This is a genomic window from Hydrogenophaga sp. (genome assembly GCF_051860785.1).
GTDB lineage: Bacteria > Pseudomonadota > Gammaproteobacteria > Burkholderiales > Burkholderiaceae_C > Hydrogenophaga.
Genome location: NZ_JBIMLB010000002.1, coordinates 85,722 through 112,024, shown reverse-complemented (window position 1 = coordinate 112,024; position 26,303 = coordinate 85,722). Strand labels below are relative to the sequence as shown.

Below are 26,303 nucleotides of genomic sequence, written 5' to 3'. Positions count from 1 at the left end.
TCCGTGGGGTCTGCGGTCAGACGAGCACGCGCTCGATGCCGCCTTCATTGGCCTTGGCCACGTACTCGGGCAACCACTGTTCACCCAGAATCTGGCGCGCCATTTCCACAACGATGTAATCGGCTTCCAGCAGCCCGTTCTGAAGGTCGTCCGTGTAGCGCGACAGCCCCTGCAGGCAGCTGGGGCACGAGGTCAGGATCTTCACGTTGTCCTTTTCACCCACGGTGCCAGCCTCGCGCAACGCCGCTTCGCCCTTCTGGATCTCCTCTTCCTTGCGGAAGCGGATCTGGGTGGAGACATCGGGTCGGGTCACGCCCAGCGTGCCCGATTCGCCGCAGCAGCGCTTGCTCTCCAGCACGTTGTCGCCCATGAGTCCCTTGACGGTCTTCATCGGGTCCTGCAGCTTCATGGGCGTGTGGCAGGGGTCGTGGTAGAGGTAGCCACCCTGCCCCGCGCCCAGCGTGATGCCTTTTTCCAGCAGGTACTCGTGGATGTCGATGATCCGGCAGCCTGGAAAGATCTTGTCGAACTCATACCCTTGGAGCTGGTCGTAGCAGGTGCCGCAGCTCACCACCACCGTCTTGATGTCCAGGTAGTTGAGGGTGTTGGCCACACGGTGGAACAGCACCCGGTTGTCGGTGATGATCTTTTCCGCCTTGTCGAACTGGCCACTGCCGCGCTGGGGATAGCCGCAGCAGAGGTAGCCCGGCGGCAGCACGGTTTGTACACCCGCGTGCCACAGCATGGCCTGCGTGGCGAGACCCACCTGGCTGAACAGGCGCTCGGAACCACAGCCCGGGAAATAGAACACCGCCTCGGTTTCCGCCGTGGTGGCTACCGGGTTGCGGATGATGGGCACGTAGTCCTTGTCCTCTATGTCGAGCAAGGCGCGCGCGGTCCTCTTCGGCAGGCCGCCCGGCATCTTCTTGTTGATGAAGTGGATCACCTGTTCCTTGATGGGAGCAGCACCCAGCGTGGCCGGCGGAGCGCTGGTCTGCTTGCGCGCCAGGCGCTTGAACAGGTCGTTGGCCAGGCGCTGGGCCTTGAAGCCCACACCCACCATCGCGCCCCGCATGAACTTGATGGTTTCAGGGTTGGTCGCGTTCAGGAAGAACATGGCCGCCGCGTTGCCGGGGCGGAAGCTCTTCTGCCCCATCTTGCGCAGCAGGTTGCGCATGTTCATCGTCACATCGCCGAAGTCGATCTTCACCGGGCAAGGCGACAGGCACTTGTGGCACACAGTGCAGTGGTCGGCCACGTCCTCGAATTCTTCCCAGTGCTTGATGCTGATGCCCCGACGCGTCTGCTCTTCGTAGAGAAACGCCTCGATCAGCAGCGACGTGGCCAGGATCTTGTTGCGCGGCGAATAAAGCAGGTTGGCGCGCGGCACGTGGGTCGCGCACACAGGCTTGCACTTGCCGCAACGCAGGCAGTCTTTCACGCTGTCGGCAATGGCACCGATGTCGCTGCGCTGCATGATCAGCGACTCGTGACCCATCAGGCCGAAACTGGGCGTGTAGGCGTTCGAGAGGTCGGAACTGCGCAGGTTGGCGTCGCCCACCGGACCGTGGCGCAGCAGCTTGCCCTTGTTGAAGCGGCCTTCGGGGTCGACACGTCCCTTGTAATCGGCAAAGGGCTGCAGCTCCTCGTCGGTAAGGAACTCCAGCTTGGTGATGCCGATGCCATGCTCGCCCGAGATCACACCATCCAGCCGGCGCGCCAGGGTCATGATGCGGGCCACCGCCTCGTGCGCGGTCTGCAGCATTTCGTAATCGTCGCTGTTGACGGGGATGTTGGTATGCACATTCCCGTCACCCGCATGCATGTGCAGCGCCACCCACACGCGTCCCTTGAGCACGCGCTGATGGATGGCGCTGACCTCCGCCAACAAGGGGCCGAAGGCTGCGCCGGCAAAAATCTGCTGCAGCGGTGCACGGATCTGCGTTTTCCAGCTCGCGCGCAGGCGGTGGTCCTGCAACTGAGGAAACAAGGTGTCCACGTCCCGCAACCATCCAGCCCATTGCGCGCGCACCTCGCGCACCAGCGCCAGGGCCTGCTGCACCCGGTCTTCCAGCAGCTCGGCGCTGGGAATGTCGCTGGCGTCGTCGGTCTTGCCCAGGGGCAGGTTGCCCTTGGTGAAGAAGGCTTCCAGCGCCTCGCACAGCTTGAGCTTGTTGCGCAGCGAGAGTTCGATGTTGATGCGCTCGATGCCTTCGGTGTACTCGCCCATGCGCGGCAGCGGGATCACCACGTCTTCATTGATCTTGAAGGCATTGGTGTGCTTGCTGATGGCTGCGGTGCGCTTGCGGTCGAGCCAGAATTTCTTGCGCGCTTCGGGACTGATGGCGATGAAGCCTTCGCCGCTGCGCGAATTGGCCAGGCGGATCACCTCGCTGGTGGCGCGGGCCACGGCGTCGGCGTCGTCGCCCACGATGTCGCCCACCAGCACCATCTTGGGCAGCGTGCCGCGCTTGCTTTTGGTCGCATAGCCCACGGCTTTGAGGTAACGGTCGTCCAGGTGTTCCAGGCCAGCAAGAATGGCCCCTCCCGGACGCTTCATCTCGCCGAACATGAAGTCCTTGATATCGACGATCGAAGGCACGCAGTCCTTGGGGTTGCCGAAGAATTCCAGGCAGACGGTTCGCACATGCTGCGGCATGCGGTGCACCACCCAGCGCGCGCTGGTGATCAGGCCGTCACAGCCTTCCTTCTGGATGCCGGGCAGGCCGCTGAGAAATTTGTCGGTCACATCCTTGCCGAGCCCTTCCTTGCGAAAGGTCCTGCCGGGGATCACAAGCTGCTCGGTGCGCACCGGCGTCTTGCCATCGGCCTCGAAATACTTCAGCTCGAAGCTCGCCACCTCGGCATCGTGGATCTTGCCGAGGTTGTGGTCGGTGCGCGTGACTTCCAGCCACTGCGCCTGCGGCGTCACCATGCGCCAGCTGACCAGGTTGTCCAGCGCCGTGCCCCACAGCACGGCCTTCTTGCCACCAGCATTCATGGCGATGTTGCCGCCAATGCACGAGGCTTCGGCACTGGTCGGATCGACGGCGAACACGTGGCCCGCACGCTCGGCCGCGTCGGCCACGCGTTGGGTCACCACGCCGGCTTCGGTCCAGATGGTGGGCAAGGGCTGCTCGTGGCCCGGCACGCTCGCCCATTCCACATCGGTCATGGCCTCGAGCTTCTCGGTATTGATCACCGCGCTCTTCCAAGTGAGAGGAATCGCGCCGCCGGTGTAGCCGGTACCGCCGCCGCGCGGGATGATGGTCAGGCCCAATTCGAAGCAACCCTTGACGAGCAAGGCCATCTCGGCCTCGGTATCGGGCGTGAGCACGACAAAGGGGTACTCGACACGCCAGTCGGTCGCATCGGTCACATGCGACACGCGCGAGAGGCCGTCGAACTTGATGTTGTCGCGCGCAGTCAGCCTGCGCAACACCTTGTTGGCCCGCTGGCGAAGCGCGGCCATGTCTTCAAAGGACCGGGCAAAACTGTCCACCGCCCCTCGGGCTGCGGTCAGCAGTTCGGCCACGAGCGCATCGCGCGCGCCATCGTCTTGCGGTGTGCGGCGCTTCTGCACCTCGGCCAGTCGGTGGTGCAGCGCGTCCACCAGTTGCTGGCGGCGCTTCGAGCTGTCCAGCAGATCGTCTTGCAGATAGGGATTGCGCTGCACGACCCAGATGTCGCCCAGCACCTCATACAACATGCGGGCAGAACGGCCCGTGCGGCGCTCGCCTCTCAGCCCATCGAGCAGCGACCAGGCGCGTTCGCCCAGCAAACGCAGGACGATTTCACGATCCGAGAAAGAGGTGTAGTTGTAAGGAATCTCGCGCAGGCGCGGCGCTTCGTCAGTGTGTGAGGCGAGCAACGAGAGCGGCGTGGGAGCGTTCATTGGTGTGGCAGTCGCCAGCATGACAGTAATGAACCCAGGATGGTACCGCAGCGCAACATACACCCACCCCCCCTATGGAAACCCCTGTTGTCATGGGCGAGAAACGCCGTTGCAATGGATTTGTCACACCAGACTCATACGCTACCCCGTTCCCGACACCCCTCTTAGGAGCATCCATGCACAAGCGTTTTCTTCCACTGGCCAGTGCCCTGACGCTCGCCGCCCTGTTGAGCGGCCCGGCACACGCCCAGGCCCAGGCCCCCACCGAGATTCAATGGTGGCATTCCATGAGCGCGGCTCTGGGTGAATGGATCAACGATCTTGCGAAGCAGTACAACGCCAGCCAGTCGACCTACAAGGTGGTGCCCACCTACAAAGGCACCTACGACGAGTCCATGGCAGGTGCCATCGCCGCCTTCCGCGCCGGCAATGCCCCTCACATCCTGCAGGTGTTCGAAGTCGGCACCGCCACCATGATGGCCAGCAAGGGTGCCATCGTGCCGGTGACGAAGGTGCTCAACGACGGCGGCTTCAAGTTCGACCCGACGCAGTACGTGTCTGCCGTGGCCGGCTACTACACCGCCCCCAACGGCCAGATGCTGAGCTACCCGCTCAACAGTTCGACCACCATCTTCTATTACAACAAGGACGCTTTCAAGAAGGCCGGCCTGGACCCTGAGAAGGCCCCCAAGACCTGGCCGGAGGTGTTCGAGGCCGCTTCCAAGCTCAAGGCCAGCGGCCATGCCTGCCCGTTCACCACCAGCTGGATCAGCTGGACGCAGCTGGAGAGCTTCTCGCTCTGGCACAACACCCTGTTCGCGTCCAAGAATAACGGCTTTGACGGCAACGACGCGCAACTGCAGTTCAACACGCCGCTGCACGTTCGCCATTTCGAGAACCTGGCCAAGGCCTCCAAGGAAGGCAGCTTCGTCTACAAGGGCCGCGGCAACGCCCCCGACGCCTCCTTCCCCTCGGGCGAGTGCGCCATGATCACCGGTTCGTCGGGCCTGTACGCCCGCGTCTCCAAAGACGCCAAGTTCGCCTACGGCATCTCCACCCTGCCCTACTACGCCGATGTCAAGGGCGCGCCGCAGAACACCGCCATCGGTGGTGCCAGCCTGTGGGTGATGGCCGGCAAGAAACCTGCGGAATACAAGGGCGTGGCCGATTTCCTGAACTTCCTCAACGACACCCGGGTGCAGTCCGCCAGCCACCAGCGCACCGGTTACCTGCCAGTGACCACCGCCGCTTACAAGCTGACCGATGCGTCGGGTTTCTATGGAAAGAACCCCGGTACCGACGTTGCCGTGACGCAGATGATCCGCAAGGCCACCGAAAAGTCGCGCGGCATCCGTCTGGGCAACTTCCTGCAGATCCGCGCCATCATCGACGAGGAAACGGAACAGATCTGGGCCGGGAAGAAGTCGCCAAAAGAAGCGCTCGACACTGCCGTGACCCGAGGCAACGAACAACTGGTCCGTTTCGCCCGCGCGAACAAGTAAATTCCTGCCAGATGCCCGATGATGCCCACCAGAACCCTGGTGAGGCATCGACAGCCCGCCACGCTGTAGACCCGACCGGTTTGCAAAGGGGCGGGTTGTCTCTTTGAAAGACCGAAGATGGAAAAGCGCGTTCTGTTTCGTTCCGCGTGGCTGCCCTGGGCACTGCTGGCACCCCAATTGGCGGTGATCAGCATCTTCTTTTTCTGGCCGGCGGGCCAGGCGTTGGTGCAGTCGTTCCAGGTGCAGGATTCCTTTGGTTTCTCGAGGGAATGGGTGGGTTTCGAGAATTTCAAGACCTTGTTCGAAGACCCCAGCTACCTGGCCTCGTTCAAAACCACGGCTTTCTTCTCGGTGTTGGTGGCCGTGAGCGGCATCAGCATCTCGCTGGTGCTGGCCATCTTCGCGGACCGCATCATCAAGGGCGCGCTGGCGTACAAGACCGCACTGCTATTGCCGTACGCAGTGGCTCCTGCGGTGGCGGGTGTGCTCTGGATGTTCATGTTTTCGCCCTCGCTGGGCGTTGTGGCCTACCTGCTGCGCCAGTCGGGCTTCGACTGGAACCACATGCTCAACTCCAATCACGCGATGACGCTGATCGTGATTGCCGCGGTGTGGAAGCAGATCTCCTACAACTTTCTGTTCTTCCTGGCGGGCTTGCAGTCGATCCCCAAGTCGTTGATCGAGGCCGCCGCCATCGATGGCGCCAGTCCATGGCGACGTTTCTGGAGCATCCAGTTCCCACTGCTCTCTCCGACCACGTTCTTCCTCTTGGTGATCAACGTGGTGTACGCGTTCTTTGACACCTTCGCGATCGTGGATGCCACCACGCAGGGCGGCCCGGGGCGCGACACGTCAATCCTGGTCTACAAGGTGTACCACGACGGGTTCAAGGCCATGGACATGGGCGGCTCGGCCGCGCAGTCGGTGGTGCTGATGGTGATCGTCATCGCGCTGACCGTGATCCAGTTCCGCTACGTCGAAAAGAAAGTGCAGTACTGACATGGTTGAACGCAGTCCTTATCTGACGCTGCTGTCGCACCTGATCATGGTGCTGGGCGTGCTCATCGTCGGTTTCCCGCTTTACCTGGCATTCGTGGCGTCGACCCACACCGCGCAGGACATCGTGCAGGCACCCATGCCCCTGCTGCCTGGCAGCAACTTCTGGCAGACCTACCGCGACACCCTGTTCGGTGGCGGTAGCGGTCCGGGCTCCAGCGCGCCGGTGGCGCGCATGATGTGGGTCAGCCTGGTCACGGCCCTCGTCATCACCTTCGGCAAGATCGCCATCTCGCTGCTGTCGGCCTTTGCCATCGTCTACTTCCGCTTCCCATTCAAGGGCATCTGCTTCTGGCTGATCTTCATCACGCTGATGCTGCCGGTGGAAGTGCGCATCGGTCCCACCTACCAGGTGGTGTCTGACCTGGGCATGCTCAACACCTATGCGGGTCTCACGATCCCGCTCATTGCGTCAGCCACCGCCACCTTCCTGTTCCGGCAGTTTTTCCTCACCGTGCCCGACGAACTGGTGGAGGCCGCGCGCGTGGACGGCGCAGGCCCCATGCGCTTCTTCAAGGACATCCTGGTGCCGCTCTCGCGCACCTCCATCGCCGCACTGTTCGTGATCCAGTTCATCTACGGCTGGAACCAGTACCTGTGGCCGCTGCTGGTCACCACATCGGAAGAGATGTACCCGGTGGTGATCGGCATCAAGCGCATGATCGCCGGCGGCGATTCCGGCAACGAATGGAACATCGTGATGGCCACCGCGCTGCTGGCCATGCTGCCACCCGCGCTCGTGGTGGTCTTCATGCAACGCTGGTTCGTCAAGGGACTGGTGGACACCGAAAAGTAGTCCGGCAACACATACAACAACCCGAACGCAACAACGCCATGGCCTCTCTCTCATTCCGCAACATCGTCAAACGCTACGGCATCGGCCCGAAGGCCAACCAGGTCATCCATGGGGTGAGCGCCGAAATCCAGGATCGCGAGTTCGTCGTCATCGTCGGTCCTTCTGGCTGCGGCAAGTCCACACTGCTGCGCATGGTCGCAGGCCTCGAGGAAATTTCCGGGGGTGAGTTGCGCATCGGCGACCGAGTGGTCAACGACCTCGAGCCCGCCCAGCGCGACATCGCCATGGTGTTCCAGAACTACGCGCTCTACCCGCACATGACGAACTTCGACAACATGGCTTACGGCCTGAAGATCGCCAAAGTGCCCAAGGAGGAAATCCGTGCCCGCGTGGACAAGGCGGCGAAGATCCTCGAGCTCGGCCACCTGCTCGAGCGCAAGCCGCGCGAACTCTCGGGCGGGCAGCGCCAGCGCGTGGCCATGGGCCGCGCCATCGTGCGCCAGCCACAGGTGTTCCTGTTCGACGAGCCGCTCTCCAACCTGGATGCTAAGCTGCGCGCCCAGACCCGCCTGGAAATCCAGAAACTGCACCGCGAACTGGGCATCACCTCGCTGTTCGTCACGCACGATCAGGTGGAGGCCATGACGCTGGCCGAGCGCATGATCGTCATGAACGCGGGCAACATGGAGCAGTTCGGCACGCCGGAAGAGGTGTATTCCCGCCCGGCAACCACCTTCGTCGCGAGCTTCATCGGCTCGCCGCCCATGAACCTTTTGAAGAACGCACCGGGCGGGCGTCCGGGCAGCGTCCTGGGCATCCGGCCCGAGCACGTGGACATCGGCTCAGAGGGTTGGGCCTTGCAAGTGGAAACCGTGGAGTTGCTGGGCGCCGAACGCCTGGTGCATGTCCGCCTGGGCGAAGAGCAGCTCATCATCCGCACGCACGAAGACCAGGGTGCCCCCGCGATCGGCAGCACCATCCACGCCAAACCCCGGGAAGACCGCGTTCACTGGTTCAACGCCGAAACCGGCAAACGCCTGTGAAGTACCCCCGGTGGATCGCCCACCGCGGCGCGGGCAAGCTGGCGCCTGAAAACACGCTCGCCGCGTTCCGACTCGGCGCCACCCATGGTTACCGCATGTACGAATGCGACGCCAAGCTCAGCGCCGACGGGGTGGTCTTCCTGCTGCACGACGCCACGCTGGAACGCACGACCAATGGCCACGGAATGGCGGGCAACCTGGCCTGGAGCGCATTGAGCCAGCTCGACGCCGGCAGCTGGCACTCGCGCGCGTTCGCCGGCGAGCCGCTGGCCACGCTGGAGAGCGTGGCCCGGCATTGCCAGGCGCAGGGTCACTGGCTCAACATCGAGATCAAACCGACGCCCGGCATGGAAACCCAGACCGGGCGCGCGGTCGCCCTTGAAGCCGCCCGCCTGTGGGCGAGCGACCCGGAGCACACGCCGTTTCTCACCTCGTTCCAGCCCGATGCGCTACAAGGTGCACGGGAGGCCGCGCCCGATCTGCCACGCGGTCTGCTGCTGGACACGCTCTGGAGCGGTTGGCTGGAGGCCGCAGGTCAATTGGGCTGTGTCGCGCTGGTGTGCAACCACGCCCTTTGGGACTCCACCACCGTGGCCCAGGCGCGAAGCGCTGGCCTGAAAACCCTGGCCTACACGGTCAATGACGATTGGGCCGCGCAGCGGCTGCTGGGTCTCGGGCTGGACGGCATCATCACCGACCGGGTCGATCTGTTCGCGCCGGAGGACTGAGCCCGCCCGCGATCAGCGGCGGCGGTGTAGCCACCAGGCCAGGGTGCCTTGCACAAGCACCAGGGCCGCATAAGTGGCCATCTTGCCGTCGCGCCCGAAGAAAACCAGCCCAGCCAGCAGCACCGCGACCCCGGCCACCAACAGCATGAAGGCTTCCAGCCGGGCACCCGGCGCGTCGCGTCCGGCGCGGCGCAGGCGGGGCACCCCCCACAGGATGAACGCCACCACCAGGGCGGGCGCAATGAACCCCGCGAGGTGCCCCAGGAACTCGAGCGGCGTCATTTCAAGGCTGCAATGGCATGCATAAGCGTTCAATTTTATAATCAGCGCATGTCTGTCTGGGCCCTCGGCATCAACCACAACACGGCTCCGCTGGATCTGCGGGGCCGTTTCGCCTTTGCCCTCGACCAGATTCAACCTACCCTGAACGGGTATCGGCAGAGCCTGGCGCGCCAGCCGGAAGCCGCGCTGCTCTCCACCTGCAACCGCACCGAGCTCTACGGCGCGGGCGACCAGGCGGCGGTGGACCCCACTCTGGATTGGCTGGCTCAGACCGGCGGCGTGAGCAGCCACGTGCTGCGCGACCACGCCTATGTGCTTCGCGACGACCAGGCCGCGCGCCACGCCTTCCGTGTGGCCAGTGGCCTGGACAGCATGGTGCTGGGAGAGGCGCAGATTCTGGGCCAGATGAAAGATGCGGTGCGCGCCGCCAACGATGCCGGTGCGCTGGGCACAACGCTGCACCAGTTGTTTCAGCGCTCATTCGCAGTGGCCAAGGAAGTGCGCGGCTCCACCGAAATCGGTGCCCATTCCATCAGCATGACCGCCGCCGCCGTGCGCCTGGCTTCCCAGTTGTTCGAGGACCTGCGCGACATCAAGGTGCTGTTTGTGGGCGCGGGCGAGATGATCGAACTGGCTGCGACGCACTTCGCAGCCAGGACGCCCAAGAGCATGGCCATCGCCAACCGCACGCTCGAGCGGGGTGAGAAACTGGCCAGTCGCTTTGGTGCAGAAGTCATGCGCCTCGCCGACGTGCCTGACCGCCTGCACGAATTCGATGCCATCATCAGTTGCACCGCCAGCACCTTGCCCATCATCGGCCTGGGTGCCGTGGAGCGCGCGGTCAGGAAGCGTCGCCACCGCCCCATGTTCATGGTCGATCTGGCTGTACCCCGCGACATCGAGCCTGAGGTCAAGGCGTTGTCCGACGTGTACCTCTACACCGTGGACGATCTGGCTGCCGTGGTCCAGACTGGCAAGGACAGCCGGCAAGCCGCCGTGGCTCAGGCCGAGGCCATCATCGACGCGGGCGTGCTCAGCTTCATGCACTGGATGGAGCAACGCGACCCCGCTCATGGCGTGGTTCCGCTGATCCAGCAGATCAACGCACAGGCGGACGAATGGCGGTCCGTTGAACTGGCCCGTGCGCGCCGCTTGCTGGCCAGAGGCGAACCGGTGGAAGCCGTGCTGGAAGCCCTCTCGCGTGGCCTCACGCAGAAGATGCTGCACGGTACCCTGGCCGAGCTGCACACGGGCGACAGCGCCGCACGCGCCGCCACGGCGCAGACCGTTTCCCGGCTGTTCCTGCGCGACGAGCCATCCAGATCCCCGCGCGACGCGCAGCCCTAGCTTGGCGATCCGTTGCCCGGCCCCCTTTGGGCGGGCGCCTGCATCGGCTTGCCTGGGTCACCCTCCTTCCACATGAAAAACTTTGTCCGCGACACCCTGCTGCGCCAGCGCTCAAGGCTGCATGAACTCGACGCCCTGCTGTCCGCGCCGGACGTGGTGGACGACATGGAGCGCTTTCGCGCTTTGAGCCGTGAGCACGCCGAAGCATCCACCGTGGTCGAGGTGTTCAACCGCTACCTGCAGCGCGAATCCGATGCGGCCTCGGCAAAGGACATGCTGAACGACGCCGACATGGCCGAGATGGCGCAGGAAGAAATCAAAAGCGCCGAAGCCGACCTGGAACGCCTGGACGGTGAACTGCAGCAACTGCTGCTGCCCAAAGATCCGGACGACGAGCGCAACGCCTTTGTGGAGATCCGCGCAGGCACCGGAGGTGACGAATCCGCGCTGTTCGCCGGCGACCTGGCCAGGCTCTACACCCGCTACGCAGAACGCCAGCGCTGGCAGGTCGAGATCGTGAGCGAGTCACCCAGCGAACTGGGTGGCTACAAGGAAGTGGTGTTGCGCATCGCCGGCCATGGCGCGTATGGGCGCTTGCGTTTCGAATCCGGCGGCCACCGCGTGCAACGCGTGCCCGCCACGGAAACGCAGGGCCGCATTCACACCAGTGCGGCCACGGTGGCCGTGATGCCTGAACCAGACGAAACCCAGGCGGTGCAACTCAATCCGAGCGAGTTGCGGATCGACACCTACCGCGCCAGCGGCGCCGGTGGCCAGCACATCAACAAGACGGATTCGGCGGTGCGCGTGACGCACCTGCCGACCGGCATCACCGCCGAATGCCAGGATGGCCGTTCGCAGCACAGCAACAAGGCCAAGGCGCTGCAGGTGCTCACCGCGCGGCTGCAGGAGAAGGAGCGCAGCGAGCGCGCCGCCGCGGAAGCCGCCACCCGCAAGGGGTTGATCGGCAGCGGCGATCGCAGCGACCGCATCCGCACCTACAACTTTCCGCAAGGCCGGCTGACCGACCACCGCATCAACCTGACGCTCTACAAGGTGCTGCAGGTCATGGAGGGCGACCTGGACGACGTGATCCATGCGCTGCAGGTGGCGCGCGGCACCGAGCTGCTGGCCGAACTCGAACAGCGCAACGGCTCATGACACTGGGCGACACCCTGACGCAATGGCGGCGCAAAGGCCTGGATCGGCTGGACGCGCAGATGTTGCTCCTTATGGCCCTGCAACGCGACCCGCATGACCGCGCCTGGCTGATGGCGCATGAGGCCGATGCGGTTTCGCCCGAAATCCAGAGCGCGTTCAGTGCACTCGCGCAGCGCCGCCAGTTGGGCGAGCCCATGGCCTACCTGCGTGGCGAACAGGAGTTTTTCGGCCTCACGCTCCGGGTCGACTCTCGGGTGCTGGTGCCACGCGCCGACACCGAAACTCTGGTGCAGTGGGCGCTGGAGGTGATGCAAGGCATTTCGGACACCCCGAGCGTCCTCGATCTGGGCACCGGCAGCGGCGCGATCGCACTGGCGCTCAAGGCATCGCGCCCGGAGCTCACGGTGGCGGCCACCGATGCCAGCGGACCCGCGCTGGAAGTGGCCGTCGCCAACGCCCAGCGCCTGGGACTGGCGGTGGAGTTCCACCATGGCGACTGGATGGCGGCCGTTCCAGGTCGACATTTCGATGTCATCGTCAGCAATCCGCCTTACATCGCCATTGGCGACCATCACCTGCAGGCACTGACCCATGAGCCAGGGTCGGCACTGAGTTCCGGCAAGGACGGCCTCGACGACCTCCGCACGCTGGCGTCGGCCGCTCCGAGCGGGCTCAGGCCCGGCGGCTGGCTTCTGCTGGAGCACGGGCATGACCAGGCGGGTGCCGTGCGCGGCCTGCTCGAACACGCAGGATTCGCTCAGGTCATCAGCCGCACCGACCTGACGGGCATCGAACGCTGCAGCGGCGGCCAATGGCCCATGCGGCGATAATGTGAGACGTTTCCGGGTCTCACCAGACCCATCTGCAAAAGGACCCTTCAGCCATGAGCGACGCACAAACCCGCATCGACCAACTGGTCAAATCCAACGACATCGTGCTGTTCATGAAAGGCAGCGCGAGCTTTCCCATGTGCGGTTTCTCGGGCCGCGCCATCCAGATCCTGAAGGCCTGCGGCGTGGAAACCAAGACCCTCAAGACCGTCAATGTGCTTGAAGACGATGGCATCCGCCAGGGCATCAAGGAATACAGCAACTGGCCGACCATTCCCCAGCTGTATGTGAAGGGTGAGTTCGTCGGTGGCTCGGACATCATGATGGAGATGTACCAGTCTGGCGAATTGCAGCAGGTCATCAGCGGCCAGGCCTGATCTCTCGATCCGCATCATCAAGCCACCCTCGGGTGGCTTTTTTGTTTTCTGGATTGCGTCATTTCACACATCTCGCGACGGTCCTTGGGATTGAGGGCAACAACTGTGGCATTTCTGCATTGAGGCCAGGCACGTCTTGTGCTTGAATGAATTCGTCGCCGAACCCTACAGGAGAATCGCATGAGCTCTCGCAGCCTGGTCGCTTCACCCTCCCTCGGTCTGCCCATCGCCCAGATGCGCAGCGTGTTCAGTGCCGACGACGTCGAGCGCAAGCTGGCTCACCTGCAGGCCAGCGGCAACGAACGCGACTACGAGAGCCTGCGCAACACCTGGCAGCGCATGCTCGAACGCGGTCCCCAGCGCTTTGCGGTCAAGCCTTCAGGCGTGCCCGACATGGCACCGCTCTACGACCTGCTGCCCAATTTTGGTGAGGTGCTCGACGACGTGAAGCGCCATGTGGCACTGAGCCAGGACAGCCGTGACAGCCTGGAAGTGACACCCATCCTGCTGCTTGGCCCACCCGGCGTGGGCAAGACCCACTTCGCCCGCCAGCTCGCGGATTTGCTTGGCACCAGCATGAGCCTGGTGCCCATGAGTTCCATGACCGCGGGTTGGCTGTTGTCTGGGTCGTCTTCGCAATGGAAGGGCGCCAAGCCCGGCAAGGTGTTCGAGGCGCTCGTGGACGGCCAGTACGCCAACCCCGTGATCGTGGTGGATGAGATCGACAAGGCCAGTGCGGACGCGCAGTACGACCCCCTGGGCGCGCTCTACAGTCTGCTGGAGCACGACACGGCGCAGAACTTCGTGGACGAATTTGCCGAAGTGCCGATCGACGCCAGCCAGGTGATCTGGGTGACCACCGCCAACCACGAACGCAGCATCCCCGAGCCCATCCTCAACCGCATGAATGTGTTCGAGATTGCCCCGCCCACGCCCGAAGCCGCGCGAAAGATCGCCGCCCACCTCTACCGCAGCATTCGCGGCGAGCACGACTGGGGCCAGCGCTTCGATCCGGAACCGGTGGATGACGTGCTTGACGCTCTGGCTGCGCTGGCACCGCGCGAGATGCGGCGCGCGCTGGTCACGGCATTTGGCAACGCGCGCCTGGACAACCGTTACAGCGTGGAGGCCGACGACCTGCCCAAGGCCGGCACAGGCAAAGGGCGCATCGGCTTCATGCAATAGCTAGGCGTCGGGGTGTGACCAGTTCTTCGCGGCTGCGTACACCGCGTTGGGGTACTCGGCCCGTCCCCGGCTGCCGTTGTATCGACCCAGCGCGAGAAAGGTGTCACCCCGCTCGCGGTCCAGGTAGTGGCGCAGGATCACGCAGCCAAAACGCAGGTTCGTCTGCATGTTGAACAGGCGCCCCACTTCACCGTCGCCGATCAGGCGCGACCAGAACGGCATGATCTGCATGTAGCCTCGCGCGCCCACGCGCGAAATGGCGAACTTGCGGAACGCGCTCTCCACCTGGATCAAACCCAGCACCATCGTGGTGTCCAGCCCGGCGCGCCTGGACTCGTACCAGACTGTTTGCAGAAATTCGATGCGTGTCTGGAAATCGGTCTTGCGCCGGTGCAGGCGGTCGCTCATGGCACCCAGCCAGCGCAGGTAGGCCAACCGCTTGGCCGGATCGGTGAATTCGGGCACGGGCGGCGCGTTGTTGGCAATCGCCGCGCTCAGGGCACCGCGCACGGAGTCGGCCAACGGTTCTTCGAGCTGACCACCAGCATCCGCCAGGACCGGCCAGCCCGCCACCCCCAGCGAAGCCACCCCGAGCAGGCAGTCCCGCCGCGACCAGCCCACTGTCAGGTTCATGCCTTCAGCTTGCTCTGCAAAAACGCGAGCAACTCTGGCGTGTTGACCTGCGTGGCTGCGCTGTCACGGCGGTGCTGGTACTCCACCTGTCCCGCCTTGAGGCCACGTTCGCCGATGGTCACACGGTGCGGCACGCCAATCAGCTCCCAATCCGCGAACATGGCACCTGGGCGCTCGCCACGATCGTCCAGGATCACGTCCACGCCCGCAGCCGCGAGCTCGTCGTGCAGGCGTTCGGCGGCCTGCTTCACGTCTGCGCTGCGGTCCATGCCGATGGGACAGATCACCAGTGTGAAGGGCGCCAGCGCATCCGGCCAGATGATGCCGCGCTCATCGTGGTTCTGCTCGATGGCCGCGGCCGGCAACCGAGTGATGCCTATGCCGTAACAGCCCATCTCGAAGAACGCAGGTTTGCCGTCTTCGCCCAGGAAGGTGGCGTTCATGGCCTTGCTGTACTTGGTGCCCAGGTAGAACACGTGGCCCACCTCGATGCCGCGCTCGATCGCCAGCGTGCCCTTGCCATCGGGTGAAGCATCGCCCTCGACCACATTTCGCAGGTCGGCCACGAAGTTCGGTTCGGGCAGGTCACGGCCCCAGTTCACGCCGGTCATGTGGAAGTCCAATTCGTTGGCACCGCAGATCCAGTCGGCCAGCACGGCCACTTCGCGGTCCACCACCAGCTTCACCGGCTTCTTCGTGCCGATGGGACCCAGGTAGCCCGGCCTGCAACCAAAGTGCGCCTCGATCTCGGGCACGGTGGCAAATCGAAACCCGACGTCCAGACCCGGCACCTTCGCCACCTTGACCTCGTTCATGTCGTGGTCGCCGCGCAGCAGCAACAGCCACACCTGACTTTTTTCGATTTCACCGGCTTCATTGAGCTCATCGGTGGCGAGCACCAGCGATTTGACCGTGGTCGCCAGCGGGACCCCGAGCAGCGCGGCAACATCGGCGCAGGTGCTCTTGCCGGGCGTCGGCATCTTGACCATCGGATTGGCGGCACCCGGGCGCGGCCCGGCTGGTGCCAGGGCCTCGGCCTTCTCCATGTTGGCGGCGTAATCGCTGCCCGGGCAATAGACGATGGCGTCCTCACCCGTGGCGGCGATGACCTGGAACTCCTCGGAAAGATCTCCCCCGATCGCGCCGCTGTCGGCCGCCACGGCGCGGTAGCGCAAACCGAAGCGGTCGAAGATACGCCGGTACGCGGCAGCCATCACCTGATAACTTGCTTGCGCCGCATCGCCATCACGGTCGAAGCTGTAGGCATCCTTCATGATGAACTCGCGCCCGCGCATCAGACCAAAGCGCGGGCGGCGCTCGTCGCGGAACTTGGTCTGGACCTGGTAGAAATTCTTCGGCAATTGCTTGTAGCTGCGCAACTCCTGACGCGCAATGTCGGTGACCACTTCCTCGCTGGTGGGTTGCACCACGAAATCGCGGTCGTGCCGATCCTGTATGCGCAGCAACTCCGGCCCCATCTTGTCGAAACGACCGGTTTCCTGCCAGAGTTCCGCAGGCTGGATCACCGGCATGGTGAGTTCGACCGCACCGGCACGATTCATCTCCTCACGAACAATCGCCTCCACCTTCTGGATCACGCGCAGGCCCATGGGCATGTAGCTGTAGATGCCGGCACCCAGCTTCTTGATCATGCCGGCACGCGTCATGAGCTGGTGGCTCACCACCTCCGCGTCCGCCGGAGCTTCCTTGAGGGTCGAAATGAAGAACTGTGAGGCTTTCATGGAGGCACCAGGGTTCTGCCCGAGGCAGGATATGGAGATGAATAAGGGGGGTCGGACGCGCCGCACAGCTCCCGCTGGGAACCGCCCGCACGCTCCAGAGACGCAACAGGTGTGTGGTCACTTCGCAAGTCGCACTCAGCGATGCATAATGAACACAGTTTAAAAATTTGGGGTTGATTATGCTTGACAGAGAAGGCTTCAGGCCCAATGTCGGCATCATTCTGCTCAACCAGCGAAACCAGGTGTTCTGGGGCAAACGGATACGTTCCCACTCCTGGCAGTTTCCGCAGGGTGGCATCGACCGGGGGGAAACTCCCGAACAGGCGATGTACCGCGAACTGCATGAAGAAGTGGGGCTCATGCCCGAACACGTGAGCATCGTCGCCCGCACGCGGGACTGGTTGCGTTACGAAGTGCCGGACCGCTTCATCCGCCGCGACGCTCGCGGCCACTACAAAGGTCAGAAGCAGATCTGGTATCTGCTGCGTCTGGTGGCGCAAGACTGGAACCTGAACCTGCGCGCGACCAGCCATCCCGAGTTCGACGCATGGCGTTGGCACGACTACTGGGTGCCGCTGGACGTGGTGGTGGAGTTCAAACGGGGCGTCTACGAGCTGGCCCTCACCGAGCTCTCGCGCTATCTGCCCAAAACGGAGAATCGCAACCGCTATCTTCGTGGCGGCGTGCGTCACCGTGGCAATGACGAAGGTCAGGCGCCGATCAGCACATCACTCTCACCCCACGGACTGGAGTTGCCACCCGGCGCCAGCTTCGACCCCGACCCGCAGAGCGACAGTCGCTCTGCGCACATCGAACCCAAATGACCATTCGCCATGCCATGCTGCCCAACCGTGTGGCAGCCCTGGGCCGCGCCTCCCTGCTTGCGCTGACCTTTCTGACCACTGCCACCCTGGCAACCGCTGCTGACGACGACGAAACGCCCTGGCAAGAGAAGGCCACTGAAGCACCCAAAACTTTCAGCGTCGATAAACTCCAGACATTCACGGTGTCGCAAGGCTCTTCGTTGACTTATGGCATCGACCCGGAGACATTGACTGTGGGTGAGGACTGGGTAGTGCGGTACGTGATGGTGGCCCGCAGCACCAGCGGCGCTCTCAATGTGCTCTACGAAGGCATCCGTTGTCAGTCGGCAGAGGTCAAGACCTACGCGCGCTGGGACAACAACCGCTCTGCATGGCACACCCCCTCCAATTCAGAATGGAAAGCCCTGGCGTTCGGCGGCGCGACGCGGCCCGCGATGATCCTGGCCATGGAGGGCTTGTGCAATGGCAAATCGGTCAACGGCAATCCACGCAAGATGCTCGCTACGCTGAAAACCGGCATGTACCTGCAGCGCTGAAACTGTGCCCCAGGCTGCCGGGACATCAAACCCGTGCAGCCAGCACCAGGTTGTCGCGGTGGATCATTTCAGGTTCGGCGGCATAGCCGAGCAGGCGCTCGAAATCGCCCGACGACTTGCGGCAGATCAGGCGCGCTTCGGAACTGGCGTAGTTGGCCAGGCCGCGTGCCACCTCCTGCCCGCGGACATCGTGAACGGCGATCACATCACCGCGCGAGAAGTCGCCCGAAACCGCCGTCATGCCGATGGGCAACAGGCTCTTGCCCTCACCCACAATCTTGACGACCGCGCCTTCGTCCACCACCACGGCACCACGAAGTTGCAGATGATCTGAAATCCAGCGCTTGCGCGCCTGGTTCTTCGCCGTCTGAGCCACCAGGCAGGTACCGATGGGCTCACCGTCAACCAGGCGGAGAAGCACCCGGGGCTCGCGCCCCCAGGCGATCACCGTGGATGCACCCGAGCCCGCCGCCCGCTTCGCCGCCAGAATCTTGGTGATCATGCCGCCCTTGCCGATGCCGCTGCCTGCGCCTCCAGCCATGGCTTCCAGTCGGGGATCGCCCGCCCGCGCGGCGTGCACGAACTCAGCTTGCGGATCGCGCCTGGGATCGGCTGTGTACAGGCCTTTCTGGTCGGTCAGGATCACGAGCACATCGGCTTCCACCAGGTTGGCCACGAGCGCGCCCAGTGTGTCGTTGTCGCCGAACTTGATTTCGTCATTGACCACGGTGTCGTTCTCATTGATCACCGGCACCACTCTCAGCTGAAGCAGCGTGAGCAGCGTGGAGCGCGCATTGAGGTAACGCTCCCGATCAGCCAGATCCGCATGGGTCAGCAGCACTTGTGCACTTCCTACGCCACAAGCGCGCAACTTGCTTTCGTACATCTGCACCAGCCCCATCTGGCCCACCGCAGCAGCGGCCTGCAGCTCGTTCACCTCCCGGGGACGCACGCTCCAGCCCAGTCGCTTCATGCCTTCCGCAATCGCCCCGCTGCTGACCATGATGACTTCGCGCCCCTGCTGAACAAGCGCGGCGAGTTGCTCACTCCATTGGCCGATGGCTTCTTCGTCCAGGCCACGGCCCTCGTTGGTCACCAGGCTGGAACCCACCTTGACCACGATACGGCGTGCCGACTGGAAAACAGCCGCAGGCGTCATGCCGTGAACGTTCATCGAGACATCGGGCTGCTGCATGTTGAGAGCAAGGTCCATGAGATGGAGAAAGTCTTGGTCAGGGGGCTTCTGGGGTATCCACAAAACGGGGATCGACCTCGACTGGCGGTAGAGAGTCCGTGTGCACCTTGGCGATGTGCTGATAGACCTTCTGCACCAGCAGCTCGCATCCTTCGCGCGTCAGGGCCGAGATTTCGAAAACAGGTCCTTTGTACTTCAGGCGTTTGACGATGTCCTGGATGCGCTTTTCACGCTCATCTCCGGGCAGCATGTCGACCTTGTTGAGCACCAGCCAGCGAGGCTTGTCGTACAAGGCTTGGTCAAACTTCTTGAGTTCAGCCACGATCGCCTTGGCCTGCGCAACGGGGTCCACCCCTTCGTCGAAAGGCGCAACGTCCACAAGGTGCAGCAGCAGGCGCGTGCGCTGCAGATGACGCAGAAACTGGTGCCCGAGGCCAGCACCTTCCGATGCTCCCTCGATCAGACCAGGCACGTCGGCCACCACGAAGCTCTTTTCGGCAGCCACGCGCACCACGCCCAGGTTGGGGTGCAAGGTGGTGAACGGATAGTCGGCAATCTTGGGACGGGCGTTCGAGATGGCGGAAATGAGCGTGGACTTTCCGGCATTGGGCATACCCAGCAGGCCTACGTCGGCCAGCACCTTGAGCTCCAGCTTCAGAGCGCGTTTCTCGCCAGGCCAGCCTGGCGTCTTCTGTCTCGGTGCCCGATTGGTCGAACTCTTGTAGTGCATGTTGCCGAAACCGCCGTCACCGCCCTTGGCGATCGTCACCTGCTCACCTGGCTGCAGCAACTCGTGCAGCACCTCTCCGGTCTCGGCATCGGCAATGATGGTACCCACGGGCATCTTCAGCACGATGTCATCGCCCTTCACGCCGAACATGTCCGAGCCCTTGCCGTGCTCACCGCGGTGGGCCTCGAAACGGCGTGTGAAGCGGAAATCGACCAGCGTGTTCAGGCTCGCATCTGCCAGCGCATACACGTGACCACCACGGCCACCATCGCCACCGTCCGGTCCGCCAAACTCTTTGTACTTCTCGTGTCGGAACGAGGCGCAACCATTGCCGCCGTCGCCCGCGGCGACATCGATCGTGGCTTCATCCACAAATTTCATGACACACTTTCCATTGAAGGGGATCGATCCAGTGACGCAAAACAAAAAGCCCGCACGGGCGGGCCTTCTGCATTCGACATATCACCCGAGCCCAGTGCACTGCCCGAATTCTGCAATCGGGCACCGCCTGCAGCAACCGGTCAGACCGGGGTGATGCTGACGACGTGGCGGTTCAATTCGCCCTTGACGGCAAACGTCACGTGACCGTCAACCGTCGCAAAGATGGTGTGGTCCTTGCCCAGGCCAACATTGAGGCCAGGGTGGAATTTGGTACCGCGCTGGCGCACGATGATGGAACCGGCAGTAACCAGTTCGCCACCGAATGCCTTCACACCGAGCATCTTGGGCTTGGAATCACGCCCGTTTCGCGTTGAGCCGCCGCCTTTTTTCTGTGCCATGTTGACTTACTCCTCAGGCTGCGATCGACGAGACCTGCAGTTCGGTGAAATTCTGACGGTGACCCTGGCGCTTCTGGTAGTGCTTGCGACGGCGCATCTTGAAGATGTGCACCTTGTCATGCCTGCCATGGGCCAACACCGTGACCGTGACCGTTGCGCCGGAAACCAAGGGAGTGCCCACTTTGATCTCGGTGCCGTTTCCGACAGCAAGAACCTGGTCAAACACGATCTCTTGGCCCACATCCGCAGCAATCTGTTCTACTTTGATTTTTTCGCCAGCAGCAACACGATACTGTTTGCCACCGGTTTTTATGACCGCGTACATATGAACCTCTTGTAAAAATTCCACGAATGGAAGTTCAGTGGACCAAATTCCACTGAACTACGGATTTTAGCATGTCCTTTTTGGGCTGCCAAGCCCGTATGTCCGGGCTCGAACTCCGGGAGAAACGACCGGAAGCGGTACGAGGCCGATGCCTCGTACCGCTTCCTATAATCCGAGCCAACCGGACGTGGCCCATCCACGAGCGACCCCATCTTGACCACTTCCACCCCTACTAGAACGCTTCTGGAACTGATACAGCCTGACATGCGGCAGGTGGATCAGGTGATCAGCGAGCGGTTGACCACTGAGGTTCCGCTGGTCCGGGAAGTTGCGCAATACATCATTTCTGCTGGCGGCAAGCGTCTTCGCCCGGCATTGCTGCTGCTGATGAGTGGCGCCATCGGCAGCCAGCACCCGCTGCGCCACACGCTGGCAGCCGTGGTGGAGTTCATCCACACGGCCACACTTCTGCACGATGACGTCGTGGACGAATCGACCCTGCGCCGCGGTCGAGAAACCGCCAACGAACGCTTTGGCAATGCCGCCAGCGTTCTGGTCGGCGACTTCCTGTATTCGCGCGCTTTCCAGATGATGGTCGACGTGGGCGACATGCGTGTGATGCAGGTACTGTCTGACGCTACCAATGTGATCGCCGAAGGTGAAGTGCTCCAGCTTGTCAACATGCACGACGCCTCCATCGATGAAAGCGCCTATCTGCGCGTCATCCGGTCCAAGACAGCCAAACTTTTTGAAGCAAGTGCAAAACTTGCACCCATTCTCGCTGGCTCCGATGAGCGCACCGAGGTGCTGTGCGCCCAGTACGGGCAAGCGCTGGGAACCGCCTTCCAGGTGATCGACGACGTGCTGGACTACGAGGGCAGCTCGGACGAACTGGGCAAAAACCTCGGTGACGACCTTCGGGAAGGCAAGGTCACCTTGCCCATCATCTGCGCCCTTCGCTCTGGATCGAAAAGCCAGAAAAGCCTGATCCGCCAGGCCATTGAGCAAGGCGATGTGGCACACCTCGACGCCATTCGCGACATCATTCTGCAGACTGGCGCCCTCGAGGCCGCGCGCGCCAGCGCGCACGCTGAGGCCAATCGCGCCATCGAAGCGGCACAACAACTGCCGCTCAATGCGCACAGTGAGGCTTTGCTACAATTGGCGGCTGGTCTTCTGGAGCGTCGTTCCTGAGTCCGGACGATGGCCATAGCGTCGTCGAGCGGTCCACTAAAAGACCCATCGGGGTGTAGCTTAGCCAGGTAGAGCGCTACGTTCGGGACGTAGAGGCCGGAGGTTCGAATCCTCTCACCCCGACCACTCCCGCTCGCCCCGCATGTGCTGGGTCAACGGCTCAAAGGCGAGGTTTGGCCGATGATCGGCAAGCCCGCAACCTCGATACAACGCCAAATGCGGCATAAACCGCATTTTCAGCACAAGTTGCCTCAATATCGACGGGCAAGTCCTTGATTTACGCTAGATTACGGGCTTATGGCGTCTGTCGAATCCGTCGTCCAAGATACACCTTCCATGGCCTTGCCAGGCTTGGGGCGCGCGCTCGTGTCCGCGGGCAAGCTGGGGCAGAAAGCCGCTGAAGACCTCTACCGGAAAGCCCAGAGCGGGCGCACCAGTTTCATTGCCGAACTCACCGGATCTGGTGCGGTGTCCGCGTCGGATCTTGCGCACACCATGTCGGTGGCTTTTGCAGCGCCCTTGCTGGATCTTGATGCCATTGATGTGCAAAGGCTTCCCGCAGGCCTTCTGGATCCCAAGATCTGCGCCGACTACCGCATCGTGGTCCTGAGCAAGCGCAACAACCGGCTGATGGTCGCCACGGCCGACCCGGCCGACCAGCAAGCGGCGGAAAAGATCAAGTTCGCCACGCAGATGGGCGTGGACTGGGTGATTGCCGAGTACGACAAGCTCAGCAAACTGGTGGAAGCACAGACCACCAGCGTCAACGAGACGATGGACAACATCATCGGAGGCGAGTTCGAGTTCGACGAGGTGGCCACCGATGCGGTGAACGATGTGACCGACAAGGCGTCCGAAGTCGACGACGCGCCGGTGGTCAAGTTCCTGCACAAGATGCTGATCGACGCGTTCAACATGCGCGCCTCCGACCTCCATTTCGAGCCCTACGAGCACAACTACCGAGTACGCTTCCGCGTCGACGGCGAATTGCGCGAGATCGCTTCACCGCCGATCGCCATCAAGGACAAGCTGGCCTCTCGCATCAAGGTGATCTCCCGCATGGACATCTCCGAGAAGCGTGTGCCGCAAGATGGTCGAATGAAACTCAAGATCGGTCCCGAGCGGGTGATCGATTTCCGGGTCAGCACGCTGCCCACGCTGTTCGGCGAAAAAATCGTGATCCGTATCCTCGACCCGAGCAGTGCCAAGGTGGGCATCGATGCGCTGGGCTATGAGCCGGAGGAAAAGGAACGCCTGATGAGCGCCATCGGCCGTCCTTACGGCATGGTGCTCGTCACCGGGCCCACAGGTTCGGGCAAGACGGTCTCGCTCTACACCTGCCTGAACATCCTCAACAAGCCGGGCATCAACATTTCCACGGCTGAAGACCCCTCGGAAATCAACCTGCCTGGGGTCAATCAGGTCAACGTCAACGAGAAAGCGGGTCTTACCTTCGCGGCGGCGCTCAAGGCTTTCCTTCGCCAGGATCCGGATGTCATCATGGTCGGTGAGATTCGCGACCTGGAAACCGCCGACATCTCGATCAAGGCCGCGCAGACGGGCCACATGGTGTTGTCGACGCTGCACACCAACGACGCGCCGACAACGCTGACGCGGATGATGAACATGGGCATCCCCACGTTCAACATCGCCTCCAGTGTCATCCTGATCACCGCGCAGCGCCTCGCACGCCGCCTGTGTGCGACCTGCAAGGCCCCGCTGGACGTGCCGCGCAAGGCGCTGGTGGATGCCGGATTCAAACCCGAAGACCTCGATGGCACGTGGACGCCCTACCGGCCAGTGGGTTGCTCAGCCTGCAACAACGGCTACAAGGGCCGCGTCGGCATTTATCAGGTCATGCCCATCAGCGAAGAAATCCAGCGGATCATCCTGCGCGGAGGCAGCGCACTGGACATTGCCCAGCAAGCCGGCAAGGAAGGGGTCCGCACGCTTCGCGAGTCGGGCCTTCTCAAGGTCAAGCTTGGCATGACTTCGCTGGAAGAAGTGCTCAGCGTGACCAACGAGTGACGCTGGCCAGATACAAGCCTTAGAGGATCCCATGGCAACCGCAGTATCCAAAAGCATCAAGGACGTTGTCTTCGAGTGGGAAGGCAAAGACCGCAATGGCAAGACGGTTCGCGGAGAGACCCGCGCCGCCGGCGAGAATCAGGTGCTTGCAGCGTTGCGGCGCCAGGGCATCGTGCCGGGCAAGGTCAAGAAGCGGCGCACGAGCTCGGGCAAGCGCATCAAGCCCAAGGACATTGCGATCTTCACGCGCCAACTCGCCACGATGATGAAGGCCGGCGTGCCGCTGCTGCAGGCCTTCGACATTGTTGGCCGGGGCAATCCCAACCCCAGCGTGACCAAGCTGCTCAACGACATCCGTTCCGACGTCGAAACGGGCACCTCGCTGAGCGCAGCGTTCCGCAAGAACCCGCTTTACTTCGACAGCCTCTATTGCAACCTGGTCGAGGCTGGTGAGGCGGCCGGTATCCTGGAAGAGTTGCTGGACCGCCTGGCAACCTACATGGAGAAGACCGAGGCGCTCAAATCCAAGATCAAGTCCGCCCTGATGTACCCGATCGCCGTGATCATCGTGGCTTTCGTGGTGGTCGCCGTGATCATGATCTTCGTGATCCCTTCGTTCAAGGAAGTGTTCACCTCTTTCGGCGCCGACCTTCCGGGTCCGACCTTGTTCGTGATTGCCATGAGCGAGTTCTTCACCGAGTACTGGTGGCTGATCTTCGGCGGGCTGGGCGGTGGCGGCTACTTTTTCATGCAGGCCTGGAAGCGGAACGAGAAAGTGCAACGTTTCATGGACCGTGTGTTGCTCAAGCTGCCGATCTTCGGGCCGTTGATCGAGAAGTCGGTGGTTGCGCGCTGGACGCGCACGCTGTCGACGATGTTCGCTGCGGGTGTGCCCTTGGTGGAGGCGCTCGACTCCGTGGGCGGTGCTTCCGGCAATTCGCTGTATGCCATTGCCACCGAAAAGATCCAGCAGGAAGTCTCCACGGGCACGAGTCTGACCAACGCGATGACCAACGCCAACATCTTTCCGTCCATGGTGCTGCAGATGTGCGCCATTGGCGAAGAGTCAGGTTCGATCGACCACATGCTGGGCAAGGCGGCCGATTTCTACGAAGCCGAGGTGGACGACATGGTCGCCGGCATCTCCAGCCTGATGGAGCCCATCATCATCGTCGTGCTGGGTACCATCATCGGTGGCATCGTTGTCTCGATGTACCTTCCCATCTTCAAGCTGGGTCAGGTGGTTTGATGCTCGTGGGAAGCGCGCCGGCAGCGGCGCTGCTGGGGCTGCTGGGATTGCTGGTGGGCAGTTTTCTCAATGTGGTGATTCATCGGCTGCCCCGGATGATGGAAGCACGCTGGACAGCCGACTGCGCTGAACTGGATCCGGCCAAGGAACCTGCGCTGGCGCCTGCAACGCCAAGCGAGCCCTACAACCTCATGGTGCCGCGTTCGCGCTGCCCGCATTGCGGCCACCACATCCGCTGGTTCGAGAACATTCCGGTGCTCAGCTACCTTGCCCTGGGAGCCCGATGCAGCCAGTGCAAGACCTTCATCAGTTTTCGCTATCCCGCCATCGAACTGGTCAGCGCAGCGTTGTTTGCCTGGTGCGGCTGGCAATGGGGAGCGAGCTGGACTGCACTGGCCTGGTGCGGCTTTTCCGCGGCGGTGCTGGCACTGGCCTTCATCGACTGGGACACCACGCTGCTGCCCGACGACATCACCCTGCCCTTGCTCTGGGCCGGCCTGTGTGCCGCCGCCCTGGGCTTGATCGACACGCGACTCGTGGACGCCGTCTGGGGAGCGGTGGCAGGCTACCTTTCGCTGTGGCTGGTGTACTGGGCTTTCAGGCTGGCGACGGGCAAGGAAGGCATGGGCTACGGCGACTTCAAGCTCTTCGCTGCCTTCGGTGCCTGGTTTGGTTGGCAGGCTCTGATCCCGGTCATTCTGATGGCCTCGGTACTGGGCGCGGTGGTCGGCATTGCGATCAAGTTCCTGGGTCGTCTGCGCGAAGGCGGATACGTTCCTTTCGGTCCATTCCTCGCGCTGGCTGGCCTCACGGCCATGGGGTTCGGACCACCGGCCATGCTGGCCGCCATTGGCCTGTGAATCCGG

The 26,303-nt window shown here is 62.9% G+C and carries 24 protein-coding genes and 1 tRNA gene; 17 read left to right on the top strand and 8 right to left on the bottom strand.

Annotated features, from left to right (window positions below):
- Positions 1–16: 16 nt before the first annotated feature.
- A complete protein-coding gene (locus ACTIF6_RS03555; protein ID WP_439586630.1) occupies positions 17–3,895 on the bottom strand; it encodes a DUF3683 domain-containing protein in 3,879 nt (1,292 codons plus the stop codon).
- Positions 3,896–4,071: 176 nt separating this feature from the next.
- Here ACTIF6_RS03555 and ugpB point away from each other — a divergent pair, with 176 nt between their 5' ends.
- The 5 genes from ugpB (at position 4,072) to ugpQ (ending at position 9,020) form a co-directional block, all read left to right on the top strand.
- Entirely contained in the window at positions 4,072–5,397 is a 1,326-nt protein-coding gene (ugpB, locus tag ACTIF6_RS03550) for a sn-glycerol-3-phosphate ABC transporter substrate-binding protein UgpB (RefSeq protein ID WP_439586629.1), read from the top strand.
- A 117-nt stretch (positions 5,398–5,514) separates the two neighbouring features.
- A complete protein-coding gene (gene ugpA / locus ACTIF6_RS03545) occupies positions 5,515–6,396 on the top strand; it encodes a sn-glycerol-3-phosphate ABC transporter permease UgpA (RefSeq protein ID WP_439586628.1) in 882 nt (293 codons plus the stop codon).
- A gap of 1 nt (position 6,397) precedes the next feature.
- The gene (gene ugpE, locus ACTIF6_RS03540; RefSeq protein WP_439586627.1) at positions 6,398–7,249 is read left to right on the top strand and encodes a sn-glycerol-3-phosphate ABC transporter permease UgpE; all 852 of its coding nucleotides are present in this window, start codon (positions 6,398–6,400) and stop codon (positions 7,247–7,249) included.
- A 38-nt stretch (positions 7,250–7,287) separates the two neighbouring features.
- Positions 7,288–8,292 carry a sn-glycerol-3-phosphate ABC transporter ATP-binding protein UgpC gene (gene ugpC / locus ACTIF6_RS03535; RefSeq protein ID WP_439586626.1) on the top strand — a complete coding sequence of 335 codons (1,005 nt, stop codon included), beginning with the start codon at positions 7,288–7,290 and terminating at the stop codon, positions 8,290–8,292.
- Positions 8,289–9,020, top strand: a complete 732-nt coding sequence (gene ugpQ / locus ACTIF6_RS03530; RefSeq protein WP_439586625.1) for a glycerophosphodiester phosphodiesterase — start codon at positions 8,289–8,291, stop codon at positions 9,018–9,020. The genes ugpC and ugpQ overlap by 4 nt, the downstream gene beginning before the upstream one ends.
- A 12-nt stretch (positions 9,021–9,032) precedes the next feature.
- On the opposite strand, the gene ACTIF6_RS03525 is transcribed toward ugpQ, so the two are convergent.
- Complete coding sequence (locus ACTIF6_RS03525; protein WP_439586624.1) at positions 9,033–9,302, bottom strand: hypothetical protein; 270 nt, start codon at positions 9,300–9,302, stop codon at positions 9,033–9,035.
- Positions 9,303–9,350: 48 nt separating this feature from the next.
- Between ACTIF6_RS03525 and hemA the strand changes: the two genes are divergently transcribed.
- The 5 genes from hemA to ACTIF6_RS03500 all read left to right on the top strand — a co-directional run bounded on the left by hemA (position 9,351) and on the right by ACTIF6_RS03500 (position 14,202).
- A complete protein-coding gene (hemA, locus tag ACTIF6_RS03520) occupies positions 9,351–10,649 on the top strand; it encodes a glutamyl-tRNA reductase (protein WP_439586623.1) in 1,299 nt (432 codons plus the stop codon).
- Between the two features lie 72 nt (positions 10,650–10,721).
- Positions 10,722–11,810, top strand: a complete 1,089-nt coding sequence (gene prfA, locus ACTIF6_RS03515) for a peptide chain release factor 1 (RefSeq protein WP_439586622.1) — start codon at positions 10,722–10,724, stop codon at positions 11,808–11,810.
- On the top strand, positions 11,807–12,640 hold the full coding sequence (gene prmC / locus ACTIF6_RS03510) for a peptide chain release factor N(5)-glutamine methyltransferase (protein ID WP_439586621.1): 834 nt from the start codon (positions 11,807–11,809) through the stop codon (positions 12,638–12,640). Before prfA ends, prmC begins: the two co-directional genes overlap by 4 nt.
- Positions 12,641–12,693: 53 nt before the next feature.
- Positions 12,694–13,017, top strand: coding sequence for a Grx4 family monothiol glutaredoxin (gene grxD / locus ACTIF6_RS03505; RefSeq protein ID WP_439586620.1), 324 nt, complete (start codon positions 12,694–12,696; stop codon positions 13,015–13,017).
- 180 nt (positions 13,018–13,197) lie between these two features.
- Positions 13,198–14,202, top strand: coding sequence for an AAA family ATPase (locus tag ACTIF6_RS03500; RefSeq protein WP_439586619.1), 1,005 nt, complete (start codon positions 13,198–13,200; stop codon positions 14,200–14,202).
- Here the strand turns inward: ACTIF6_RS03500 and ACTIF6_RS03495 are convergent, their stop codons facing one another.
- Entirely contained in the window at positions 14,203–14,835 is a 633-nt protein-coding gene (locus ACTIF6_RS03495; protein ID WP_439586618.1) for a lytic transglycosylase domain-containing protein, read from the bottom strand.
- Entirely contained in the window at positions 14,832–16,577 is a 1,746-nt protein-coding gene (locus tag ACTIF6_RS03490) for a proline--tRNA ligase (RefSeq protein ID WP_439586617.1), read from the bottom strand. The genes ACTIF6_RS03495 and ACTIF6_RS03490 overlap by 4 nt, the downstream gene beginning before the upstream one ends.
- Positions 16,578–16,756: 179 nt before the next feature.
- On the opposite strand from ACTIF6_RS03490, the gene ACTIF6_RS03485 reads away from it, so the two are divergent.
- Both ACTIF6_RS03485 and ACTIF6_RS03480 read left to right on the top strand, forming a co-directional pair.
- Positions 16,757–17,401, top strand: a complete 645-nt coding sequence (locus ACTIF6_RS03485) for an RNA pyrophosphohydrolase (protein ID WP_439586616.1) — start codon at positions 16,757–16,759, stop codon at positions 17,399–17,401.
- Positions 17,398–17,937 (top strand): CNP1-like family protein, encoded by a 540-nt coding sequence (locus ACTIF6_RS03480; protein ID WP_439586615.1) that lies wholly within the window; start codon positions 17,398–17,400, stop codon positions 17,935–17,937. The genes ACTIF6_RS03485 and ACTIF6_RS03480 overlap by 4 nt, the downstream gene beginning before the upstream one ends.
- A 25-nt stretch (positions 17,938–17,962) precedes the next feature.
- On the opposite strand, the gene proB is transcribed toward ACTIF6_RS03480, so the two are convergent.
- From proB to rplU, 4 genes are all read right to left on the bottom strand, one after another.
- Positions 17,963–19,096 (bottom strand): glutamate 5-kinase, encoded by a 1,134-nt coding sequence (gene proB, locus ACTIF6_RS03475; RefSeq protein ID WP_439586926.1) that lies wholly within the window; start codon positions 19,094–19,096, stop codon positions 17,963–17,965.
- A 73-nt stretch (positions 19,097–19,169) separates the two neighbouring features.
- On the bottom strand, positions 19,170–20,243 hold the full coding sequence (gene cgtA, locus ACTIF6_RS03470) for an Obg family GTPase CgtA (RefSeq protein WP_439586614.1): 1,074 nt from the start codon (positions 20,241–20,243) through the stop codon (positions 19,170–19,172).
- 140 nt (positions 20,244–20,383) lie between these two features.
- Positions 20,384–20,641, bottom strand: coding sequence for a 50S ribosomal protein L27 (rpmA, locus tag ACTIF6_RS03465; RefSeq protein ID WP_439586613.1), 258 nt, complete (start codon positions 20,639–20,641; stop codon positions 20,384–20,386).
- A gap of 13 nt (positions 20,642–20,654) precedes the next feature.
- Positions 20,655–20,966, bottom strand: coding sequence for a 50S ribosomal protein L21 (gene rplU / locus ACTIF6_RS03460; RefSeq protein WP_086122717.1), 312 nt, complete (start codon positions 20,964–20,966; stop codon positions 20,655–20,657).
- 264 nt (positions 20,967–21,230) lie between these two features.
- On the opposite strand from rplU, the gene ACTIF6_RS03455 reads away from it, so the two are divergent.
- The 5 genes from ACTIF6_RS03455 (at position 21,231) to ACTIF6_RS03435 (ending at position 26,297) form a co-directional block, all read left to right on the top strand.
- A complete protein-coding gene (locus ACTIF6_RS03455) occupies positions 21,231–22,160 on the top strand; it encodes a polyprenyl synthetase family protein (RefSeq protein WP_439586925.1) in 930 nt (309 codons plus the stop codon).
- Between the two features lie 49 nt (positions 22,161–22,209).
- A tRNA-Pro gene (locus ACTIF6_RS03450) sits at positions 22,210–22,286 on the top strand.
- 210 nt (positions 22,287–22,496) lie between these two features.
- The gene (gene pilB / locus ACTIF6_RS03445) at positions 22,497–24,188 is read left to right on the top strand and encodes a type IV-A pilus assembly ATPase PilB (RefSeq protein WP_439586612.1); all 1,692 of its coding nucleotides are present in this window, start codon (positions 22,497–22,499) and stop codon (positions 24,186–24,188) included.
- 31 nt (positions 24,189–24,219) lie between these two features.
- A complete protein-coding gene (locus tag ACTIF6_RS03440) occupies positions 24,220–25,437 on the top strand; it encodes a type II secretion system F family protein (RefSeq protein WP_439517738.1) in 1,218 nt (405 codons plus the stop codon).
- Positions 25,437–26,297, top strand: coding sequence for a prepilin peptidase (locus tag ACTIF6_RS03435; protein WP_439586611.1), 861 nt, complete (start codon positions 25,437–25,439; stop codon positions 26,295–26,297). The genes ACTIF6_RS03440 and ACTIF6_RS03435 overlap by 1 nt, the downstream gene beginning before the upstream one ends.
- The last annotated feature ends 6 nt before the right edge of the window (positions 26,298–26,303 follow it).

Excerpts from the sequence above, each read along its gene's own strand:
- ugpB (WP_439586629.1), top strand. The coding sequence starts at position 4,072 with ATGCACAAGCGTTTTCTTCCACTGGCCAGTGCCCTGACGCTCGCCGCC.
- proB (WP_439586926.1), bottom strand. The coding sequence starts at position 19,096 with ATGACGCCTGCGGCTGTTTTCCAGTCGGCACGCCGTATCGTGGTCAAG.
- ACTIF6_RS03440 (WP_439517738.1), top strand. The coding sequence starts at position 24,220 with ATGGCAACCGCAGTATCCAAAAGCATCAAGGACGTTGTCTTCGAGTGG.
- ACTIF6_RS03500 (WP_439586619.1), top strand. The coding sequence starts at position 13,198 with ATGAGCTCTCGCAGCCTGGTCGCTTCACCCTCCCTCGGTCTGCCCATC.
- prfA (WP_439586622.1), top strand. The coding sequence starts at position 10,722 with ATGAAAAACTTTGTCCGCGACACCCTGCTGCGCCAGCGCTCAAGGCTG.
- ugpC (WP_439586626.1), top strand. The coding sequence starts at position 7,288 with ATGGCCTCTCTCTCATTCCGCAACATCGTCAAACGCTACGGCATCGGC.
- pilB (WP_439586612.1), top strand. The coding sequence starts at position 22,497 with ATGGCCTTGCCAGGCTTGGGGCGCGCGCTCGTGTCCGCGGGCAAGCTG.
- hemA (WP_439586623.1), top strand. The coding sequence starts at position 9,351 with ATGTCTGTCTGGGCCCTCGGCATCAACCACAACACGGCTCCGCTGGAT.
- ACTIF6_RS03490 (WP_439586617.1), bottom strand. The coding sequence starts at position 16,577 with ATGAAAGCCTCACAGTTCTTCATTTCGACCCTCAAGGAAGCTCCGGCG.
- ugpA (WP_439586628.1), top strand. The coding sequence starts at position 5,515 with ATGGAAAAGCGCGTTCTGTTTCGTTCCGCGTGGCTGCCCTGGGCACTG.
- rplU (WP_086122717.1), bottom strand. The coding sequence starts at position 20,966 with ATGTACGCGGTCATAAAAACCGGTGGCAAACAGTATCGTGTTGCTGCT.
- ACTIF6_RS03455 (WP_439586925.1), top strand. The coding sequence starts at position 21,231 with ATGCGGCAGGTGGATCAGGTGATCAGCGAGCGGTTGACCACTGAGGTT.
- ACTIF6_RS03480 (WP_439586615.1), top strand. The coding sequence starts at position 17,398 with ATGACCATTCGCCATGCCATGCTGCCCAACCGTGTGGCAGCCCTGGGC.
- ACTIF6_RS03485 (WP_439586616.1), top strand. The coding sequence starts at position 16,757 with ATGCTTGACAGAGAAGGCTTCAGGCCCAATGTCGGCATCATTCTGCTC.
- ACTIF6_RS03555 (WP_439586630.1), bottom strand. The coding sequence starts at position 3,895 with ATGAACGCTCCCACGCCGCTCTCGTTGCTCGCCTCACACACTGACGAA.
- ACTIF6_RS03525 (WP_439586624.1), bottom strand. The coding sequence starts at position 9,302 with ATGACGCCGCTCGAGTTCCTGGGGCACCTCGCGGGGTTCATTGCGCCC.
- grxD (WP_439586620.1), top strand. The coding sequence starts at position 12,694 with ATGAGCGACGCACAAACCCGCATCGACCAACTGGTCAAATCCAACGAC.
- ugpE (WP_439586627.1), top strand. The coding sequence starts at position 6,398 with ATGGTTGAACGCAGTCCTTATCTGACGCTGCTGTCGCACCTGATCATG.
- rpmA (WP_439586613.1), bottom strand. The coding sequence starts at position 20,641 with ATGGCACAGAAAAAAGGCGGCGGCTCAACGCGAAACGGGCGTGATTCC.
- ACTIF6_RS03435 (WP_439586611.1), top strand. The coding sequence starts at position 25,437 with ATGCTCGTGGGAAGCGCGCCGGCAGCGGCGCTGCTGGGGCTGCTGGGA.
- ACTIF6_RS03495 (WP_439586618.1), bottom strand. The coding sequence starts at position 14,835 with ATGAACCTGACAGTGGGCTGGTCGCGGCGGGACTGCCTGCTCGGGGTG.
- prmC (WP_439586621.1), top strand. The coding sequence starts at position 11,807 with ATGACACTGGGCGACACCCTGACGCAATGGCGGCGCAAAGGCCTGGAT.
- cgtA (WP_439586614.1), bottom strand. The coding sequence starts at position 20,243 with ATGAAATTTGTGGATGAAGCCACGATCGATGTCGCCGCGGGCGACGGC.